This is a genomic window from Pseudoalteromonas sp. JSTW (assembly GCF_013423925.1).
Lineage (GTDB): Bacteria > Pseudomonadota > Gammaproteobacteria > Enterobacterales > Alteromonadaceae > Pseudoalteromonas > Pseudoalteromonas lipolytica.
Map to the genome: position 1 here is coordinate 342522 of NZ_CP058972.1, position 21524 is coordinate 364045.

13 protein-coding genes and 1 tRNA gene are annotated in these 21524 nt (G+C 43.6%); 13 read left to right on the forward strand and 1 reads right to left on the reverse strand.

Annotation, left to right across the window (positions count from 1 at the left end; all coding sequences use genetic code 11):
* Positions 1 to 94: 94 nt before the first annotated feature.
* On the reverse strand, positions 95 to 4042 hold the full coding sequence (locus GZH31_RS01665; protein ID WP_244223138.1) for a two-component regulator propeller domain-containing protein: 3948 nt from the start codon (positions 4040 to 4042) through the stop codon (positions 95 to 97).
* Positions 4043 to 4209: 167 nt separating this feature from the next.
* Here GZH31_RS01665 and GZH31_RS01670 point away from each other — a divergent pair.
* From GZH31_RS01670 to tuf, 13 genes are all read left to right on the forward strand, one after another.
* Positions 4210 to 4286, forward strand: a tRNA-Trp gene (locus tag GZH31_RS01670).
* 132 nt (positions 4287 to 4418) lie between these two features.
* The gene (gene secE / locus GZH31_RS01675; RefSeq protein WP_036971579.1) at positions 4419 to 4796 is read left to right on the forward strand and encodes a preprotein translocase subunit SecE; all 378 of its coding nucleotides are present in this window, start codon (positions 4419 to 4421) and stop codon (positions 4794 to 4796) included.
* Positions 4797 to 4800: 4 nt separating this feature from the next.
* The gene (gene nusG, locus GZH31_RS01680; RefSeq protein WP_036971577.1) at positions 4801 to 5358 is read left to right on the forward strand and encodes a transcription termination/antitermination protein NusG; all 558 of its coding nucleotides are present in this window, start codon (positions 4801 to 4803) and stop codon (positions 5356 to 5358) included.
* Between the two features lie 214 nt (positions 5359 to 5572).
* Positions 5573 to 6001: a 50S ribosomal protein L11 gene (gene rplK / locus GZH31_RS01685; protein WP_036971575.1), complete on the forward strand. Its 429-nt coding sequence runs from the start codon at positions 5573 to 5575 to the stop codon at positions 5999 to 6001.
* Between the two features lie 4 nt (positions 6002 to 6005).
* Complete coding sequence (rplA, locus tag GZH31_RS01690) at positions 6006 to 6710, forward strand: 50S ribosomal protein L1 (protein WP_036971573.1); 705 nt, start codon at positions 6006 to 6008, stop codon at positions 6708 to 6710.
* Positions 6711 to 7029: 319 nt separating this feature from the next.
* A complete protein-coding gene (gene rplJ, locus GZH31_RS01695) occupies positions 7030 to 7524 on the forward strand; it encodes a 50S ribosomal protein L10 (RefSeq protein WP_036971571.1) in 495 nt (164 codons plus the stop codon).
* An 81-nt stretch (positions 7525 to 7605) separates the two neighbouring features.
* Positions 7606 to 7968: a 50S ribosomal protein L7/L12 gene (rplL, locus tag GZH31_RS01700; protein WP_036971568.1), complete on the forward strand. Its 363-nt coding sequence runs from the start codon at positions 7606 to 7608 to the stop codon at positions 7966 to 7968.
* A gap of 272 nt (positions 7969 to 8240) precedes the next feature.
* A complete protein-coding gene (rpoB, locus tag GZH31_RS01705) occupies positions 8241 to 12266 on the forward strand; it encodes a DNA-directed RNA polymerase subunit beta (protein WP_036971565.1) in 4026 nt (1341 codons plus the stop codon).
* 97 nt (positions 12267 to 12363) lie between these two features.
* Positions 12364 to 16536 carry a DNA-directed RNA polymerase subunit beta' gene (rpoC, locus tag GZH31_RS01710; protein ID WP_036971561.1) on the forward strand — a complete coding sequence of 1391 codons (4173 nt, stop codon included), beginning with the start codon at positions 12364 to 12366 and terminating at the stop codon, positions 16534 to 16536.
* A 193-nt stretch (positions 16537 to 16729) separates the two neighbouring features.
* Positions 16730 to 17104, forward strand: coding sequence for a 30S ribosomal protein S12 (rpsL, locus tag GZH31_RS01715; RefSeq protein WP_002958885.1), 375 nt, complete (start codon positions 16730 to 16732; stop codon positions 17102 to 17104).
* Between the two features lie 97 nt (positions 17105 to 17201).
* Positions 17202 to 17672 carry a 30S ribosomal protein S7 gene (gene rpsG, locus GZH31_RS01720; protein WP_036971557.1) on the forward strand — a complete coding sequence of 157 codons (471 nt, stop codon included), beginning with the start codon at positions 17202 to 17204 and terminating at the stop codon, positions 17670 to 17672.
* A 27-nt stretch (positions 17673 to 17699) separates the two neighbouring features.
* Positions 17700 to 19814: an elongation factor G gene (fusA, locus tag GZH31_RS01725; protein WP_180311325.1), complete on the forward strand. Its 2115-nt coding sequence runs from the start codon at positions 17700 to 17702 to the stop codon at positions 19812 to 19814.
* A 60-nt stretch (positions 19815 to 19874) separates the two neighbouring features.
* Positions 19875 to 21059: an elongation factor Tu gene (gene tuf / locus GZH31_RS01730; protein WP_036971551.1), complete on the forward strand. Its 1185-nt coding sequence runs from the start codon at positions 19875 to 19877 to the stop codon at positions 21057 to 21059.
* Positions 21060 to 21524: the final 465 nt, after the last annotated feature.

Genomic DNA, 21524 nt, shown 5'->3' on the forward strand with positions numbered 1-21524 from the left:
AAATAAACGTCATAACGGGGAGGCAAAGTTATGAACGATAGTATGGATAAGCTATAAAAATCAGTGCTTTATTAATAGTACATATGCGAAGACTTTATTCACTTAGGCGAAAATCAGGCTGTTTCTGATGCTTTTCTCTATATTGCTTCGGCGATACACCAAAGTGTCCTTTGAAGCTGCGAGCAAAATAGCTTTGAGAACTAAACCCATTATTTTCTGCTATTAAGCCTATGGCTAATGAACTTTCTATTAGCTGTTTTGCTGCATACTCAATACGTGTGTTACGTAAATAGTCAGAAGGGGTGAGTGAATACAGTGCTTTCATTTTTAACTGCAGTGCCCGAGGGCTTAAACACAGTGCTGATGCCAGCTGTTCAATTGAAAACTGATCCGACTGATAGTTTTCTCGGACCACCTTTTTAAGCTTCTCTGTAAATACAGAGTCTTTAGTTTGCACCGTAACGTACTCATTATTGTCGCTTTGTATCTCAGAGGTAAGTTGAGCCGCTAAGTGTTGATTTAGTAAATAACGTAAACTGAGTAGGCCTTTTACTTTGCTTAGTAAAATAGACGGTTCAAAGGGTTTACTTAAAAAGTCGTCAGCTAGTAAATCAAGGCCTTTTAAACGGCTAGGCGTGTCAGCTTTGGCAGATAATAATAAAACGGGGATATGACTGGTCGCGTTATCAGCACGAAGCTTCGCAAGCATTTGGTATCCGTCCATGTTAGGCATCATAACATCACTGATAATAAGGTCGGGTAATTCAGACTGACAAAGTGACAAGGCTTGTTGGCCATCGCAAGCACAGATGCAATTGAACTGCTCACTAAATAGTGACAAGAGCAGCTCACTCATATCACTATTGTCTTCAACAATCATGAGTGTTTGCCTTAAGCCAGGTTGGGTGGTGACCGTTGGCAAGTTTTGTTTTGTTGCACTGATAACTGTAGGCAGCGAGACCGTAAAACAGCTGCCCTGCGCTGGCGAGCTAGTTAGTGATATTTCACCGCCATAATCCTCGACCAGTTGTTTCACTAATGTAAGCCCAATACCACTGCCGGTTTCTGAACATGTGTCTAAGCGAGTAAACCTTTCGAATATTTTCACCTGTTGGTCTTTTGCAATGCCAATTCCTGTGTCGGACACGCTGATATGCGCGAGGTTATCGCTTTGATGCAAACACACTCGAACCTCACCGCCTGCCGGGGTGTATTTAAGCGCATTACTGATCAGGTTACTGACGATAGAGTGCGCATGATTAGGCGCGATATTTATAGTGCACACAGTTTCACAGTGATCTTGAAAATTAAATTTAAGCTGTTTTTGGGCGAATAGCGGCGCAAAGTCATCGATGAGATCAGTTAAAAAAGTCGTTAATGAATAAGCGGATACATAATGCACGGCCGTACTGGGTCGTTTGCTCAGTTGCAGTAGTTGATTTATTAAGTCAAGCAAGCGTTGGCAATTACGTTTTATGCTTGCTAATTGCGATTGAGCCTTCGAACTGTGGGTGGACTGCTGTAACTGGCTAATAGGAGCCAGAATCAAGCTCAATGGGGTTTTTAGTTCATGACTTATATTATCTAAGAACTGATCTTTTAATTTATTTAACTCAATTTCTTTTTGTTTTTGCTGTTCGGCCAGCTTGCGCTGATAAATTGAACTAATAACCAGCCATGCTAATGTCATTGCACATAGTGTGTAAGATATATAAGCGACATTGCTTTGCCACCAAGGTGGAACAACCTTCAGTTCGAGTAGGGTGGTATCCTCACTCCACTGCCCATATTGATCCCTTACTTTTAGCTGTAATTGATAATGTCCAGCAGGAAGCTGCGGATAGTTTATTTGACGTTGCGATGCATCATTATATAAAAACTGTTGGTCAAACCCCGCTAGTTTATAGCCATATTGATAATGCTTTGGTGTGGCGGCGTTATTTAATGCACTAAATTTAAAGCCAATAACTCCCGCTGATTTTGCGAAAGAGAACGTGTTTGTCGCATTGATCAGCGTGTCGGTGCTGTGGTCAAAAAAATCAGTGCTAATTTCACGGTTATTAAGCAATAACTCGGTTAATACGGGAGTGGGGGGAGTGTGATCTAAGGTGAGCTTGTCAGGGTAAAACTGATTAAAACCATTAATTCCGCCAAAGAATAGCTCGCCATCTATCGCTTGAAAACTAGCCCCAAGAATGAAGGATTGATGCTGGATTCCATCTTCAGGTAAAAACGGTTGTATGCTGCCCGTTATTGGATGATAACGTGTTAATCCGCCATTGGTAGCTAACCATAAATAGCCTTGTTTATCGGCTAAAATGTCAAAAATATTGTCATTTACTAGGCCATGTTGCTCGCTAATATGCTCGACATCAAAGTTTTGTTTATTGACCTTGTTGAGGCCTTGCATTGTGCCGACCCACAGCGTTTTATCGTCGCTGAGTAATAACGACGTGACCATGTTATGGCTCAGACCTGTGCGTTCATTAAGTAATGTAAATTGCTCTGTTTCGATGGAAAACTTATTGAGTCCCGCACGCGTACCCACCCACAAAGCGTGATCATTCTTATCATACGCAAGTGTGAAAACGGTATTATTGGCTAAGCTGTTATGGGTTGCATTGTGCTGATAATGGGTCACTGTTTCTGAATCTGGATCAAAGCGAGTTAATCCTTGGTTACTACCGAGCCACACTATGCCGTCTTTATCACTTTCAATTGCATAAACGCGATCACTGCTAAGCTGGTGGCTTTGCATGGTATAGCTGACAAAATCATCGCTTTCATCTTGGTATTTAAGAAGCCCGCCGCCGTATGTCCCAACCCACAATTGCTGCCTTTTATCCTCATGTAAGCTAAATATGTTGGTATTGGGTAAGCGGGTTGTATAGTGCTGATAGCCTTGCGGTATCGCACGATTTAAACCCTCGCGCGTGCCAACCCACAACTGGCCATTTTTACGTTTAATAATCGCACGAATAAAATTATGCGTGAGAGAGTGAGGGCTTGACGTTGTGCTTTGATGTCCAAATTGTTGCTGTTTCGGATCGTATCTGTGTATACCAAAACCATCGGTCCCAATCCAAATAATTCCTTGTGGGTCTTGATATATAGAGAGTAAGTAATCATTTTTGAGTCCGTTAGGCTTTTGTACATCATGACGATAGTGTGCAACGTCAGTGTATATATCTGCCCCCGCAGCTAAAAAGTATACGCCTTGCCCATAACTTGTTAGCCACAGGTTATGCTGATTGTCGAGAAGACTGTCAGTGATCCAAACTCCCTTAAATTGCGGCAATTCGGAAGATGTCTCTGTATCGATTGAAAATATATACAGCCCTTGTTTTGCACCGATGAGCAATTGATTTGAACTTAACTTGTTAAGATGCCAAAGTGGCGAGGTGAGGGCGATGTCATGTTTAAATTGTTTGGTTTTAGGGTTAAACGACAGCAGACCATGGCTGGTTGCAAGCCACAGGGTATTTTGTACTGCAATAATGTCTCTGATGACAATGTTTTGTTGTGTATTTTCAGCAACCTGATAAGTCTCAAATTGCTGCGCTGCAATATCAAAGTAGCTGAGTGTGCCTTGTTCATGACCCAACCACATATTGCCACTCTTATCAAAAGCCAAAGACCATATTTTATCATCACTGAGTTGTGGGTTTGTAAAGGTCGAATAGGTGTAAAATTGGCCCGTGGTGGGATCAAGCCGGTTTAGTCCTTTACTGGCTGTTGAAAACCAAAGGTCGTTATCAGTGCCTTTTAAGCATGCGGTAATCCAATTACCGGAAATACTGGTCGCTGAAGTATGTGCTTTAAAGCGTTTAAATTCATAGCCATCAAATCGATTGAGCCCTCCTTGTGTGGCAAACCACTGAAACCCTTGCGCATCAGTGAGACTGCAATTGATGGAGTTTTGACTTAAGCCATGCTCGCTATCAAAGATGCTTAAGTGAAGTGATTGCGCACTTACAACATGACTTTTCAGAACAGCTAAGCTGAAAAATATTAGGCATAATAGGGTGTTTAAATACAGCACAGAGATCCATCTTGTTGGTGTTTTTGTTCCTTTATTAGGCTGATAGTAAACTGCTTTTTAATCAATGTTAATATTGATTTTTATACTAACAGGTGAGATTTTAACTTCTGGGTATCTTTTACTCTTGTGTTAATGAATTGCGTAAGTATAATAGGCATCCACTTTGCAGGGGCGTAGTTCCAATTGGTAGAACAGCGGTCTCCAAAACCGACGGTTGGGAGTTCGAATCTCTCCGCCCCTGCCACTTTTTACACAATAAGTGTGGAGTCTGAAATTAAAAATCGGTTTAAATAAGTCTGTTTTTAAGTTTAGATTTTAATGGATTAACCCTGCCTTCGCGCAGGGTTGTTGTGTCTGTAGTTAAGGTAATAATATTATGAGCACGAATGTAGAAACACCATCAAGTGCGATGGATTCAGTTAAGTGGATTGTAGCGATTGCGCTACTTGCAGGCGCAGTAGTTGGTAATCACATGTATGCAGATCAGTCTGTATTGTTGCGTGCTATTGGTGTAGTGGTCGCTGTTGCAGCGGGTTTAGGCATTGCCTCACTAACAGAAAAAGGTCGTACATTTTTAGCATTTGCTAAAGAAGCACGTATCGAAGTACGTAAAGTTGTGTGGCCAACACGCCAAGAAACAACCCATACGACATTAATTGTAATGGTTGCAACTGTGATTATGGCACTTATCCTTTGGGGATTAGATGGCATTTTATTCCGCGCCGTAGGCTTTTTAACTGGATTGGAGATCTAATCCCATGTCGGATGAGAAGAACGAAAAGAAACTACGTTGGTACGTAGTACAAGCTTTCTCAGGTTATGAGAAGCGTGTTGCACAAACTATTCTTGAGCATATCAAGATTGAAGGTTTGGAAGATAGTTTTGGTGAAGTATTAGTACCAACGGAAGAAGTTGTTGAGATGCGCGCAGGTCAAAAGCGTAAATCTGAGCGTAAATTCTTCCCAGGTTATGTACTTGTACAAATGGACATGAACGATGCAAGCTGGCACTTAGTAAACAGCACTGCACGTGTAATGGGCTTTATTGGTGGTACGTCAGATCGTCCAGCGCCAATCAGCCAAAAAGAAGCAGATCGCATCTTAAACCGTCTTCAAGAGAACTCTGAAGCACCTAAGCCAGCTACATTATTTGAGCCGGGCGAAGTTGTTCGTGTTATCGATGGTCCATTTGCTGACTTCAGCGGTGTTGTTGAAGAAGTGGATTACGAAAAGAGCCGCGTAAAAGTATCGGTACTTATCTTTGGTCGTTCTACGCCAGTTGAGCTTGAATTTGGTCAAGTTGAACAAGACAAGTAAGATAAAAAATTAAAGCAGCCAAAATCGTTTAATATTTTGGCAATATGCTTGAAAAAGGCCGTTGATTAACTTATAATCAGCGGCCTTTTTGTGTTAGGGCAAGTAGTAACTTGTTTTATCACATAAAGTGAGAACCAATTTTTAAACTGGGAAGCCGTTAGAGTACGCGTCCTCGCGCGCACAAGGCTATGACCCACCAAATGAGGTATTTATTATGGCTAAAAAAGTTGAAGCTATTATCAAGCTACAAGTTGCCGCTGGTATGGCTAATCCTAGTCCTCCAGTAGGTCCAGCACTAGGTCAGCACGGTGTAAACATCATGGAATTCTGTAAAGCGTTCAACGCACGTACAGAATCTATCGAAAAAGGCGCTCCAGTTCCTGTAGTGATCTCTGTTTACGGCGACCGTTCTTTCACGTTCGAAATGAAAACGCCACCGGCTGCTTACTTACTTAAGAAAGCTGCAGGTATCAAATCAGGCTCTGGCCGTCCTAACACTGAAAAAGTGGGTACAGTAACTCGTGCTCAACTTGAAGAAATCGTTGAGACAAAACGACCTGACCTTACAGCAGCTGATATGGACGCTGCAGTTCGCACTATCGCAGGTTCTGCGCGTGCGATGGGCTTGAACGTAGAGGACTAAGATAATGGCAAAATTAACTAAACGTATGCGTACAATCCGCGAAAAAGTGGATGCGACTAAAGATTACGAAATCAACGAAGCAGTTGCTCTTTTAAAAGAGTTAGCGACAGCTAAATTCGTAGAAAGTGTTGACGTTGCTGTTAACCTTGGTATCGATGCTCGTAAATCTGACCAAAACGTTCGTGGTGCAACTGTACTACCTAACGGTACTGGTCGTGACGTTCGTGTTGCTGTATTCACTCAAGGCGCTAATGCAGAAGCTGCAAAAGAAGCCGGTGCTGAATTAGTGGGCATGGAAGATCTTGCTGATCTAGTTAAGAAAGGCGAGATGAACTTTGACGTTGTTGTTGCATCTCCAGACGCTATGCGCGTTGTTGGTCAACTAGGTCAAATCTTAGGTCCACGTGGTCTAATGCCAAACCCTAAAACTGGTACTGTAACACCTAACGTTGCAGAAGCAGTTAAAAACGCGAAAGCAGGTCAAGTTCGTTACCGTAACGACAAGAACGGTATCATCCATACTACTATCGGTAAGGTTGATTTCACTGCTGAGCAACTTCAACAAAACCTTGAAGCTCTTATTGTTGCGCTTAAGAAGGCTAAACCTTCTCAAGCAAAAGGTACTTACGTGAAGAAAGTAACTATCTCTACAACAATGGGCGCAGGTGTTGCTGTTGACCAAAACTCTCTAAGCACAACTGTTGCTTAATTAAGAGTTTACATGGCGCGAAATTTGAACTATAATTTTGCGCCATTTTGTTGAGAAAGTTAATTTCAAAACAAGTAAAGAATTCGGGTTGAAGTCCATAATTTCGTACGCCTTCGGGTATAAACGATAAATTGGGCTTCCGTCCAAGACCGTAGGCGGCTTCGGCCTTAATATTTTTACCTACGTAGACGGTGTGAATCCCCAGATAGATTTTTCCTAATCTTCTGGCTCTCGCCGTAAAAAGCATCTCCATCATTGATGGGGAAGAGTAGAACAGGGAAGCCAATATCGGCGACCCATTAAACCAGGAGTAACACCCATGGCTTTAAATCTTCAAGGCAAAAAAGCAATTGTTGCTGAAGTCAACGAAGCAGCCACTGGTGCTCTTTCTGCAGTTGTTGCAGATTCTCGTGGTGTAACAGTTGGTGCTATCACTGCCCTTCGTAAAGAAGCTCGTGCAGCTGGTGTATGGATGAAAGTTGTTCGTAACACTTTAGCTAAACGTGCTGTTGAAGGAACAGATTTTGAGTGCCTTTCTGACTCATTTGTTGGTCCAAGCTTAATCGCTTTCTCTTCAGAGCACCCTGGTGCTGCTGCGCGTATCTTCTCAGATTTCGCGAAGAAGAACGAGAAATTCGAAGTTAAGACCGCTGCATTTGAAGGTAACGTAGTAGACGCAGCTATGCTAGCAACTCTACCTACTTACGACGAAGCTGTTGCACGCTTAATGAGCGCTATGAAAGAAGCGTCTGCTGGCAAATTGTGTAAAACAATTGAAGCAGTACGTGTACAGAAAGCTGAGCAAGCTGCTTAATTTTAAGCTGTTTTTTTGTTCACTTTCGGTGTAATATTTTTTTTGGACTAAAATTAGTCCGTAATAATTAGGAAATTTGTAATGTCTGTAACTAAAGACCAAATCCTTGATGCTATTGCTGAAATGTCAGTAATGGACGTTGTTGCTCTAGTTGAAGCAATGGAAGAAAAATTCGGCGTAACTGCAGCAGCTGCTGTTGTTGCTGGTCCAGCTGCTGAAGCTGCTGAAGAGAAGACTGAGTTTGACGTAATCCTTACTGGCGCTGGCGCTAACAAGGTTGCTGCAATCAAAGCTGTACGTGGTGCAACTGGTCTTGGCCTTAAAGAAGCTAAAGCACTTGTTGAATCAGCTCCTGCACCTATCAAAGAAGGTGTATCTAAAGAAGAAGCTGAAGCGCTTGCAAAAGACCTTACTGAAGCTGGTGCTGAAGTTGAGGTTAAGTAATCTAGCTTACGCTAGGTTCGCTGCCTGAGTAATCAGGCAAGGGCTGGTGATTATTTAATCACCGGCCTTTTTGCGCTATGGAGCGATGTTTTCCTATAGTGCAAATAAAATCTAATTTTCTCTTTATTTTCAAGTTGTTACCTGTAAAGGTGTTGAAAGTAGCAGAGTGAACTAGAACAACAATTTAATGTTGTACATCTTGGCATAGATGCCAGTTAAGTCTGTTCTTACAAGAACAGGTCGGGTCAAAGATCAGCAAGCTGAGGAACCCCATGGCTTACTCTTATTCTGAAAAGAAACGTATCCGTAAGGATTTTGGTAAACGTCCACAAGTTTTGGATATACCTTTCTTACTGTCGACGCAGTTAGAATCGTTTAAAAAATTCTTAGTCCCTGACGCTGATGGCGATCACGGTTTGGAAGCTGCTTTCCGTTCTGTGTTTCCGATCAAAAGCTACTCGGGAAATTCTGAGCTTCAATACGTAAGTTATCGTATTGGTGAGCCAGTATTCGATGTAAAAGAATGTCAAATTCGCGGTGTGACTTATTCTGCTCCACTTCGCGTAAAATTGCGTCTTGTGGTGATGGACAAAGAAGCACCAGGCACAGTTAAAGACATTAAAGAGCAAGAAGTTTACATGGGCGAAATTCCGCTCATGACTGATACCGGTACCTTTGTAATCAATGGTACAGAGCGTGTTATCGTTTCTCAGCTACACCGTAGCCCTGGTGTATTCTTTGATAACGACCGCGGTAAAACTCACTCGTCAGGTAAAGTACTTTATAACGCGCGTGTAATTCCTTACCGTGGTTCATGGTTAGACTTCGAGTTTGATGCAAAAGATAACCTATATGTACGTATTGACCGTCGTCGTAAATTACCGGCGTCAATTATCTTACGTGCACTAGAGTTCTCTACAGAAGAAATCTTAGATATCTTCTTCGATACTACTGCGTTTGAAGTAACTGACGGTAAAGTTCTTATGGAACTTGTGCCTTCACGTTTACGTGGTGAAACTGCCGCTTTTGATATCAAAGGCGATGACGGTGAAGTCCTTGTTGAAGCGGGTCGTCGTATTACTGCGCGTCACATCAAGAACATCGAGAAAAAAGGTATTAACCAATTAGAAGTACCGCATGAGTACATCATTGGTCGTGTTGTAGCTAAAAACTACGTTGATGAGTCAACGGGTGAGATCATCGCTAACGCGAATGACGAGCTATCACTTGAGCTAATGGCTGAGTTGGTTAAAGCAGGTCACACTAAGATTGATACGTTATATATCAATGAAGTTGACAGCGGCGCCTACATGTCAGATACCCTTCGTATCGACACAACAAGCAACCGTTTAGAAGCATTAGTAGAAATTTATCGCATGATGCGCCCAGGCGAGCCACCGACGAAAGACGCGGCTGAAGCCTTATTTGATAACTTGTTCTTCTCTGAAGAGCGTTATGATTTATCAACAGTTGGTCGTATGAAGTTCAATAGCCGTGTAGGTTATGACACTGATACAGGCCCTGGCACATTATCGAAAGAAGACATCGTAGCTGTTATGAAAGTGCTTATCGCTATTCGTAACGGTGTTGGCGATGTTGATGATATCGACCACTTAGGCAACCGTCGTATCCGTAGCGTTGGCGAAATGGCTGAGAATCAATTCCGTGTTGGTCTAGTACGTGTAGAACGTGCAGTACGTGAGCGTTTAAGCTTAGGTGACCTTGATGCGGTAATGCCACAAGATCTTATTAACGCTAAGCCAATTTCGGCAGCGGTTAAAGAGTTCTTCGGTTCGTCTCAGTTATCACAGTTCATGGACCAAAATAACCCGCTTTCAGAAGTAACGCATAAGCGTCGTATTTCTGCATTAGGCCCGGGTGGTTTAACACGTGAACGTGCTGGCTTCGAGGTGCGAGACGTTCACGTAACCCACTATGGTCGTGTATGTCCAATCGAAACACCTGAGGGTCCAAACATCGGTCTAATTAACTCATTGTCTACGTACGCACGTACAAACGACTATGGTTTCTTAGAAACACCTTACCGTAAAGTGGTAAACGGTGTTGTAACTGATGAAGTTGATTACCTATCAGCCATTGAAGAAGGTCAGTTTGTAATCGCTCAGGCGAACTCAAACTTGAACGATGACAATGAGTTTGTTGATGAACTAATTCCATGCCGTCACAAAGGTGAATCAACCTTTATGGGCAAAATGGACCAACAATATATGGACGTATCACCACAACAGGTGATCTCTGTAGCGGCCGCGCTTATCCCGTTCCTAGAACACGATGATGCGAACCGTGCATTGATGGGTTCAAACATGCAACGTCAAGCAGTACCGACACTTATCGCGGACAAGCCGCTGGTAGGTACAGGTATCGAGCTTACACTAGCAAAAGATTCTGGTGTAACGATCGTTGCTAAGCGTGGTGGTGAAGTAATGTATGCCGATGCAAGCCGCATCGTTGTAAATGTAAATGAAGATGAGCGCGTTCCAGGTGAAGCGGGCATCGATATCTACAACCTTACTAAATACACACGCTCAAACCAGAATACATGTATTAACCAAAAACCAACGTGTATGGTTGGTGAGCCGGTTACACGTGGCGATGTGTTAGCAGATGGTCCTTCGACTGACTTAGGTGACTTAGCACTAGGTCAAAACCTTCGCGTGGCATTCATGCCATGGAATGGTTATAACTTCGAGGATTCAATCCTACTATCAGAGCGCGTAGTTCAAGAAGATCGTCTAACGACTATCCACATTCAAGAACTACAATGTATCGCACGTGATACTAAATTAGGTCCTGAAGAGATCACAGCAGATATCCCTAACGTAGGTGAATCTGCACTAGGCAAGCTTGATGAATCAGGCGTTGTTTATATCGGTGCTGAAGTAAAAGGCGGCGATATCCTAGTAGGTAAAGTGACTCCGAAAGGCGAAACGCAATTAACACCAGAAGAAAAGCTACTACGTGCGATCTTCGGTGAGAAAGCGTCAGACGTTAAAGACAGCTCTTTACGTGTACCAAACTCTGTAACAGGTACCGTAATCGACGTACAAGTTTTCACCCGTGACGGTGTTGAAAAAGATAAGCGTGCGTTAGAAGTTGAAGACATGCAGCTTCGCGAAGCGAAGAAAGACTTCAACGAAGAGTTCCGTATCTTAGAAGCCGGTGTATTAGACCGTGCTCGTAAGCTACTTGTTGACGCTGGTCTGAACGCAGACACAATTGCATCACTTAATGCTGAAAAGCTGCTTACTCAAAGCCTTGCTCAAGAAGACAAGCAATCAGAGCTTGAGCAACTAGCTGCCCAGTACGATGAGCTTAAAGCTGAATACGATAAGAAGTTTGAAAACAAACGTCGTAAGATCACTCAGGGTGATGACTTAGCACCAGGCGTACTTAAAATTGTTAAAGTATACCTAGCTGTTAAACGTCGTATCCAACCGGGTGATAAGATGGCGGGTCGTCACGGTAACAAAGGTGTTATCTCGACTATCGTACCAGTAGAAGATATGCCATACGATGACAAAGGTCGTACGGTAGACATCGTTCTGAACCCGCTAGGTGTACCATCACGTATGAACATCGGTCAGATCCTAGAAACACACATGGGTCTTGCTGCACGTGGTGTGGGTGAGCGCATTGAAGAAATGATGAAAGAGCAGCGTGAACTGCACGAAATCCGTAGCTTTGTTAAGAAAGTTTACGATTTAGGTGATTGTCGTCAGAAAGTCGATATCGACTCATTCTCTGATGATGAAGTTCGTCGCTTAGCTGAAAACTTGAAAGGTGGTTTACCGATCGCAACTCCAGCCTTTGATGGTGCTCGTGAAAGCGAAATCAAAGACTTACTAGAGCTTGGTGGTTATCCAAGAAGCGGTCAAGTTACACTTTATGATGGCCGTACTGGCGATCAGTTTGAACGTCAAGTAACCGTTGGTTACATGTACATGCTGAAACTTAACCACTTGGTTGATGACAAGATGCACGCGCGTTCAACTGGTTCTTACAGCCTTGTTACTCAGCAGCCGCTGGGTGGTAAAGCGCAGTTCGGTGGCCAGCGTTTCGGTGAGATGGAGGTGTGGGCACTAGAAGCTTACGGTGCTGCATATACACTACAAGAAATGCTAACAGTGAAATCGGATGACGTGAACGGTCGTACTAAGATGTATAAGAACATCGTAGATGGTAACCATAAGATGGAACCAGGTATGCCAGAATCGTTCAACGTATTGTTGAAAGAAATCCGCTCACTGGGTATCAACATCGAGTTGGAAGAAAATTAAGCCATTTAGGTGCGGCATAAGCCGCACCTGTTAGGCCGAATAGAATGTAGGGGCGAGTTATTCGCCCTCAAGATTAACCTCCGACAGGAGAGCTAAGGTGAAAGACTTACTTAAGTTTCTGAAGCAACAAAATAAGACCGAAGAATTCGATGCAATTCGCATTGGTCTTGCTTCGCCAGATATGGTTCGTTCATGGTCATACGGTGAAGTAAAGAAACCTGAGACAATCAACTACCGTACTTTCAAGCCTGAGCGCGACGGCTTATTCTGTGCCCGTATCTTCGGCCCAGTGAAAGATTATGAGTGTTTATGTGGTAAATATAAGCGCCTTAAGCACCGTGGTGTTATTTGTGAAAAGTGTGGCGTTGAAGTAACGCTGACCAAAGTGCGTCGTGACCGTATGGGTCATATTGAGCTTGCTAGCCCAGTTGCGCATATTTGGTTCTTAAAATCATTACCGTCACGTATCGGCTTAATGCTAGACATGACACTTCGTGACATCGAGCGCGTACTTTACTTCGAATCATTCGTGGTAACTGAGCCGGGTATGACAACGCTTGAGCGTGGTCAGCTTTTAGGTGAAGAAGAGTACCTAGATGCGCTAGAAGAGCACGGCGATGAGTTTGAAGCGAAGATGGGTGCAGAAGCAGTATTAGACTTGCTTCGTGAACTTGATCTTGGCCAATTAATTGCTGAAATGCGTGAAGAGTTACCAACAATTAACTCTGAAACGAAGCGTAAGAAGATCACTAAACGTCTTAAATTAATGGAATCGTTCCACCAATCAGGTAACAACCCTGAGTGGATGATCATGACAGTACTTCCAGTATTGCCACCTGATCTACGTCCATTAGTACCACTAGACGGTGGTCGTTTTGCGACATCTGATCTAAATGACCTTTACCGTCGTGTTATTAACCGTAATAACCGTCTTAAGCGTCTATTAGATTTAGCGGCACCAGATATTATCGTACGCAACGAAAAACGTATGTTACAAGAAGCGGTTGATGCGCTACTTGATAACGGTCGTCGCGGTCGTGCGATTACAGGTTCTAATAAACGTCCTCTTAAATCGCTTGCTGATATGATCAAAGGTAAGCAAGGTCGTTTCCGTCAGAACTTACTTGGTAAACGTGTAGATTACTCTGGTCGTTCTGTAATCACAGTAGGTCCTACGCTTAAACTACACCAGTGTGGTCTTCCTAAGAAGATGGCACTTGAGCTGTTTAAACCATTTATCTACGGCAAACTTGAGCGTCGCGGCATGGCTACGACTATCAAAGCAGCGAAGAAGATGGTTGAGCGTGAAGTAGCAGAAGTATGGGATGTATTAGACGAAGTAATTCGTGAACATCCAGTGTTACTTAACCGTGCACCAACACTTCACCGTTTGGGTATCCAAGCGTTCGAACCTGTGCTAATTGAAGGTAAAGCGATTCATTTACACCCATTAGTATGTGCGGCGTACAACGCTGACTTCGATGGTGACCAAATGGCGGTACACGTACCGTTAACGCTTGAAGCACAGTTAGAAGCACGTGCTCTAATGATGTCTACAAACAACATTCTGTCTCCAGCGAATGGTGAGCCAATCATCGTTCCTTCACAGGACGTTGTATTAGGTCTTTACTACATGACGCGTGATCGCATTAATGCGAAAGGCGAAGGTGCAGTATTTAAAGATCCTAAAGAAGCTGAAAAAGCATACCGCAGCGGCAACGCTGAGCTACATGCGCGCGTAAAAGTACGTATCAGCGAGACAATTAAGAATGAAGAAGGTGAAGCAGTTGATTACGTTACTATTGTTGAAACAACAGTAGGTCGTGCGATTCTTTCACTTATCCTACCTAAAGGCATGCCGTTTGAGCTAATCAACCAAGCCCTAGGTAAGAAACAGATTTCTGGCTTATTAAACGAGTGTTACCGTCGTCTAGGTCTTAAAGATACTGTTATCTTTGCTGACCAAGTAATGTACACCGGTTTCCACTACGCAATGAAGTCAGGTGTTTCAATCGGTATTGATGACTTAGTTATCCCACCGGTTAAAGCAGAAATCATTGAATCAGCGGAAGCTGAAGTAACTGAAATCAACCAACAATTCCAATCAGGTCTTGTAACGGCTGGTGAAAAGTACAATAAAGTTATCGATATCTGGTCACGTGTAAATGAAAACTTATCACGTGAGATGATGGCGAACTTATCAAAAGACACGGTAATCAACGCGAAAGGTGAAGAAGAAGAGCAATCTTCATTCAACTCAGTGTTTATGATGGCCGACTCTGGTGCACGTGGTAGCGCCGCTCAGATCCGTCAGTTAGCGGGTATGCGTGGTCTAATGGCACGTCCAGATGGTTCAATCATCGAGACACCAATCACGGCGAACTTCCGTGAAGGTCTAAACGTACTACAGTACTTCATCTCAACGCACGGTGCGCGTAAAGGTCTTGCCGATACAGCACTTAAAACAGCAAACTCGGGTTACTTAACGCGTCGTCTAGTAGACGTTGCACAAGACTTAGTAATCAACGAAGACGATTGTGGCACAGAAGATGGCTTAACAATGAAACCGCTTATTGAAGGTGGTGACGTTGTAGAAGCACTTCGCGAACGTGTACTTGGTCGTGTTGTTGCTGAAGATGTTGTTATTCCTGGTACTAACGAAGTACTTGTTGAGCGTAACATTATGCTTGACGAAAAACTGTGTGACCTTTTAGAAGAGCACTCAGTGGATGAAGTACGCGTTCGTTCAGTTATCACCTGTGATAATGACTTTGGTGTATGTGCTAAGTGTTACGGTCGTGACCTTGCGCGTGGCCACATCATCAATCCAGGTGAGTCAGTAGGTGTTATCGCGGCACAATCAATCGGTGAGCCGGGTACACAGCTTACAATGCGTACCTTCCACATCGGTGGTGCGGCATCTCGAGCGTCTGCTGAGAACAGTGTACAAGTTAAAACTAACGGTACATTGAAGTTACACAATGCGAAGTACGTATTAAACACAGACGGTAAGATTGTTATCACGTCTCGTTCAACAGAGATCACTATCATCGATAGCTTTGGTCGTGAGAAAGAGCGTTATAAAGTACCTTACGGTGCCGTGTTAACAGTACAAGATAATTCGGAAGTTCAAGGTAACGATATCGTTGCGACTTGGGATCCGCATAGTCACCCAATCGTTCTTGAGCATAAGTCAAAAATCTCGTTCAGCGATATTGATGACTCAAATACCGAAGCACAAACAGATGAGTTAACTGGTTTAACACGTGTGGTTGTTAAAGACTTAGGTAAAGTAAATGCGAAAGAACCTAAACTAATCATCGAAAGCGATGAGCGTGGTCTGCAAGAAACACGTCTTCCTTCATTCACAACGATTGAAGTAACAGACGGCGCGACAGCAAACCCAGGTGACGTACTTGCACGTATTCCGCAAGAAGGTTCGAAGACTCGTGATATCACGGGTGGTCTACCTCGCGTAGCTGACTTATTTGAAGCACGTAAGCCGAAAGATCCTGCAATTCTTGCAGAAATCACCGGTACGATTAGCTTCGGTAAAGAAACGAAAGGTAAGAAGCGTCTTGTAATCACGCCAGCAGAGGGTGACGCATACGAAGAGATGATTCCTAAATGGCGTCAACTTAACGTGTTCGAAGGTGAGCAAGTGTCTAAAGGTGAGGTTATCGCCGATGGTCCAGAATCACCACATGACATCTTACGCCTACGTGGTGTAACTCATGTTGCAAACTATATCGTTAACGAAGTGCAAGAGGTTTACCGCTTGCAGGGCGTTAAGATCAATGACAAGCACATTGAGACAATTATTCGTCAGATGCTACGTAAATGTATCATTCTTGACGGCGGTGACACTGAGTTCTTAGCCGGTGAACAAGTTGAAGTGGCACGCGTTAATATCGCGAACCGCGACCTTGAAAAGCAAGGCAAGATCCCAGCTAAATTTGAAATCCAGTTAATGGGTATCACTAAAGCGTCACTTGCAACAGAATCTTTCATTTCAGCAGCCTCGTTCCAGGAGACAACACGTGTCCTTACTGAAGCCGCTGTAAATGGTAAGAGCGATGAGCTTCGTGGTCTGAAAGAGAACGTAATCGTGGGTCGTCTGATCCCAGCCGGTACTGGCTTTGCGTATCACCAAGACCGTTTGAACCGTCGTAAGCAAGGTGAAATCATCGAAGAGCAGACTGTTAGCGCTGAAGAGGCAACTCAAGCATTAACTGACGCACTTAATGCTGATATCTCTGGAAACCAATAATCTCAACTTAATCAATAGATTAAGTAGTCGCGAGGCAGTTATCTGCTGCCTTGCGATGAGTTAAGGTTGACAGGTTAAACTTTGCTCATTAAAATTCCGCCACCCATTTGCCTGCACGTTTTGTAACGAGCATGTAAACAGGGCGGATTTTTTTATTTTTTCAGTAGTAATTTTAATTTCAGGAGCTATTTAAATGGCAACTATTAACCAGCTAGTGCGTAAGCCACGTCGTAGCAAGGTTACTAAAAGTAACTCAGCTGCGCTTAAAGCGTGTCCGCAAAAGCGTGGTGTATGTACTCGCGTATATACAACTACACCTAAGAAACCAAACTCTGCATTACGTAAAGTAGCGCGTGTACGTTTAACAAACGGTTTCGAAGTAACATCTTACATTGGTGGTGAAGGCCACAACCTACAAGAGCACAGTGTAATCCTAATCCGTGGTGGTCGTGTTAAAGACTTACCAGGTGTGCGTTTCCACACTGTTCGTGGTGCACTTGACTGTGCAGGCGTAAGCGACCGTCGTCAAGCTCGTTCTAAATACGGTGCTAAACGCCCTAAGGGCTAATGGTTCTCCGTTAGTAAGGCCAAGCACTAAATTTTTAAATTAATTGTTTTGGGTATTGACTCTAAAAGAGCAAACCTGAAGATACCGGAGATACAAAATGCCTAGAAGACGCGTAATAGGTCAACGTAAAATTCTTCCAGATCCTAAGTTCGGATCGGAACTTCTTGCTAAATTCGTTAACGTAGTAATGTTAGACGGCAAGAAATCTACTGCTGAAAAAATCGTTTATGGTGCGTTAGACGTGGCTGCTGAGAAATCAGGCAAGTCGCACCTAGAAATCTTTGAAGCTGCACTTGATAACGTTCGCCCACAGGTAGAGGTTAAATCTCGCCGTGTTGGTGGTTCAACGTACCAAGTACCAGTTGAAGTACGTCCAGTACGTCGCAACGCATTAGGTATGCGTTGGTTAGTAGACGCTGCACGTAAGCGTGGCGAAAAATCTATGGGCTTACGTTTAGCTCAAGAAATCGTTGACGCTGCTGACAACAAAGGCACTGCGGTTAAGAAACGTGAAGACGTTCACCGTATGGCTGAAGCGAATAAAGCATTCGCTCATTACCGTTGGTAATCTGCCCTTAACCTTTAAGAGGATTTTATGGCACGTACAACTCCACTTGAGCGCTATCGTAATATAGGTATTTGCGCTCACGTAGATGCAGGTAAAACCACCACAACAGAACGTGTTCTGTTCTACACCGGTCTTTCTCATAAGATTGGTGAAGTACATGATGGCGCTGCAACTATGGATTGGATGGAGCAGGAACAAGAGCGTGGTATCACAATCACTTCTGCTGCAACAACGTGTTTCTGGAAAGGGATGGACGCGCAATTTGACGACCATCGTATCAATATTATTGATACTCCAGGACACGTAGATTTCACTATCGAAGTAGAGCGTTCTTTACGTGTACTTGATGGTGCGGTAGTTGTTCTTTGTGCTTCATCAGGTGTACAGCCGCAAACTGAGACAGTTTGGCGTCAAGCGAACAAATATGAAGTTCCTCGTATGATCTTCGTAAATAAAATGGATCGCACTGGCGCTGACTTCTTATCGGTTGTTAGCCAGGTGAAATCTCGTCTTGGAGCAACGCCTGTTCCAATTCAGCTACCAATTGGTGCTGAAGACGATTTTAAAGGTGTTATTGACCTCATTAAGATGAAAGCCATTAACTGGAATGCCGAAGATCAAGGCATGACTTTCTCTTATGAGGCCATTCCGGCAGACCTTCTTGAGCTTGCAGAAGAATGGCGCTCTCACTTAGTTGAAAGCGCTGCTGAAGCGTCAGAAGAGCTAATGGATAAATATCTAGAAGGTGAAGACCTGACCGAAGCTGAAATTAAATCAGCGTTACGTCAGCGTACATTAGCAAACGAAATTGTTCCCATGACGTGTGGTAGCGCATTTAAAAATAAAGGTGTTCAAGCTGTGCTTGATGCTGTTATTGAATATATGCCTGCGCCAACACAAGTGAAACAAATCCAAGGTATCATTGAAGATGGTACTGAGGAAGAGCGTCCTGCTGATGACAACGCACCGTTTGCCGCACTTGCTTTTAAGATTGCGACAGACCCGTTCGTTGGCACCTTGACCTTCTTCCGTGTTTACTCTGGTACTGTTAAACAGGGTGACGCGGTATACAATCCAGTTAAAAGTAAGCGTGAGCGACTTGGTCGTATCGTTCAGATGCATTCAAACTCACGTGAAGAGATCAAAGTAGTCTATGCAGGCGACATCGCAGCGGCTATTGGTCTTAAAGACGTAACAACAGGTGAAACACTGTGTGATCCGAACTCTATTATTACGCTTGAGCGTATGGAGTTCCCAGAGCCAGTTATCTCTGTTGCGGTTGAGCCTCGCACAATCGCTGACCAAGATAAGATGGGTATTGCACTAGGTAAACTAGCAGCAGAAGATCCATCTTTCAGAGTACAAACTGACGAAGAATCAGGCCAGACTATTATTTCTGGTATGGGTGAACTTCACCTTGATATCATTGTCGACCGTATGAAACGTGAATTCAGTGTTGAATGTAACGTTGGTAAGCCGCAGGTTGCATACCGTGAAGCTATCCGTTCAACTGTTGAAGTTGAAGGGAAGTTCGTACGTCAATCAGGTGGTCGTGGTCAATATGGTCACGTCTGGCTTAAACTTGAACCGATGGATATTTCGGACAACGACGCCCCAATTTACGAATTCGTTAACGAAGTCGTTGGTGGTGCCGTTCCAAAAGAATACATCCCTGCGGTAGATAAAGGCATCCAAGAGCAAATGGCTCAAGGTGTGCTGGCAGGCTACCCATTACTTGGCGTTAAAGCGACTTTATATGATGGTTCATTCCATGATGTAGACTCGAATGAGATGGCATTTAAAATTGCAGGTTCAATGGCGATGAAGAAAGGGGCGCTTGAAGCAAACCCTGCTCTTCTAGAACCAGTAATGAAGGTTGAAGTTATCACTCCTGAAGCAAACATGGGTGATGTAGTTGGTGACTTAAACCGTCGCCGCGGCATGATCGAAGGCATGGAAGAAGCATTCGGTGGTCTTAAGCAAATTAATGCACAAGTGCCACTTTCTGAAATGTTTGGTTATGCAACTGATCTGCGATCTGCAACACAAGGCCGTGCATCTTACTCTATGGAGTTTTTAAAGTATGCAGAAGCCGCTAAGAATGTTGCAGATGCAATAATTGCAGCTCGCGCTGTTATATGATTTAGCTTGTCTGGCCCAATAGTGGGTCAGGCGTTAATTTCTTTATAGGAATTTTTTAAGATGGCAAAAGAAAAGTTTGAACGCGTAAAACCGCACGTAAACGTTGGTACAATCGGCCACGTTGACCACGGTAAAACTACCCTAACTGCAGCAATCACTAACGTACTTGCAAAAGTATACGGTGGTACAGCTAAAGACTTCGCATCAATCGATAACGCTCCAGAAGAGCGTGAGCGTGGTATCACAATCTCAACTTCACACGTTGAGTACGATACACCAACTCGTCACTACGCACACGTAGACTGTCCAGGACACGCCGATTATGTTAAAAACATGATCACTGGTGCTGCTCAAATGGACGGCGCAATCCTAGTAGTTGCTGCAACTGACGGTCCTATGCCACAAACACGTGAGCACATCCTACTTTCTCGTCAGGTTGGCGTACCTTACATCATCGTATTCATGAACAAATGTGACATGGTTGATGACGAAGAGCTACTTGAGCTAGTAGAGATGGAAGTTCGTGAACTTCTTTCTGAGTACGATTTCCCAGGTGACGACTTACCTCTAATCCAAGGTTCAGCACTTAAAGCCCTAGAAGGCGAAGAGCAATGGGAAGCGAAAATCATTGAACTAGCTGAAGCGCTAGATTCATACATCCCAGAGCCAGAGCGTGACATCGATAAGCCATTCATCATGCCTATCGAAGACGTATTCTCAATCCAAGGTCGTGGTACAGTTGTAACTGGCCGTGTTGAAGCTGGTATCATCAACGTGAATGACGAAGTTGAAATCGTAGGTATCAAAGAAACTACGAAGACAACATGTACGGGTGTTGAAATGTTCCGTAAGCTTCTAGACGAAGGTCGTGCGGGTGAGAACATCGGTGCACTTCTACGTGGTACTAAGCGTGAAGACGTTGAGCGTGGTCAAGTACTTTGTAAGCCTGGTTCAATCAAGCCACACACTAAATTCACTTCAGAAGTATACGTACTTTCTAAAGATGAAGGTGGCCGTCATACTCCATTCTTCAAAGGTTACCGTCCACAGTTCTACTTCCGTACAACTGACGTAACAGGTGACGTACAGTTACCAGACGGCGTTGAAATGGTAATGCCTGGTGATAACATCAAGATGACTGTAGAGCTAATCGCTCCAATCGCGATGGACGAAGGTTTACGCTTCGCTATCCGTGAAGGTGGCCGTACAGTTGGTGCTGGTGTTGTTGCAACTATCGTTGAGTAATCAACTATAGTGATGCATTAAGCATTCAAGAAAAACCCGAGCTTAGTCTCGGGTTTTTTTATGGATGAGAAAATAGATATTATACCATTCCGCTTAATTAAGTGGTCTATTTTGAGGCAATAAAACCGCGTTGATAACAAGGCAAAAATTTAGTTATTTAGTTGTTCTAAATCAGAAATTTTTAACGTAGGTAGCGACTGGTTTAATCACTCAAAATGATTAAGTATTTTTGCGGAATGGTATTAGATATTAGAAGCTAGATATTAGAAGTTAGATATTAGAAGTTAGATATTAGAAGTTAGATATTAGAAGTCAGTTACCGAGCGGGGGTTACTTACTGGTGTGATTAAACATCAAAAAGTTTGCTTGAGGTTAACGTGGCTTTATTTTGTTCTCGCTTCTCGCTTCTCGCTTCTCGCTTCTCGCTTCTCGCTTCTCGCTTCTCGCTTCTCGCTTCTCGCTTCT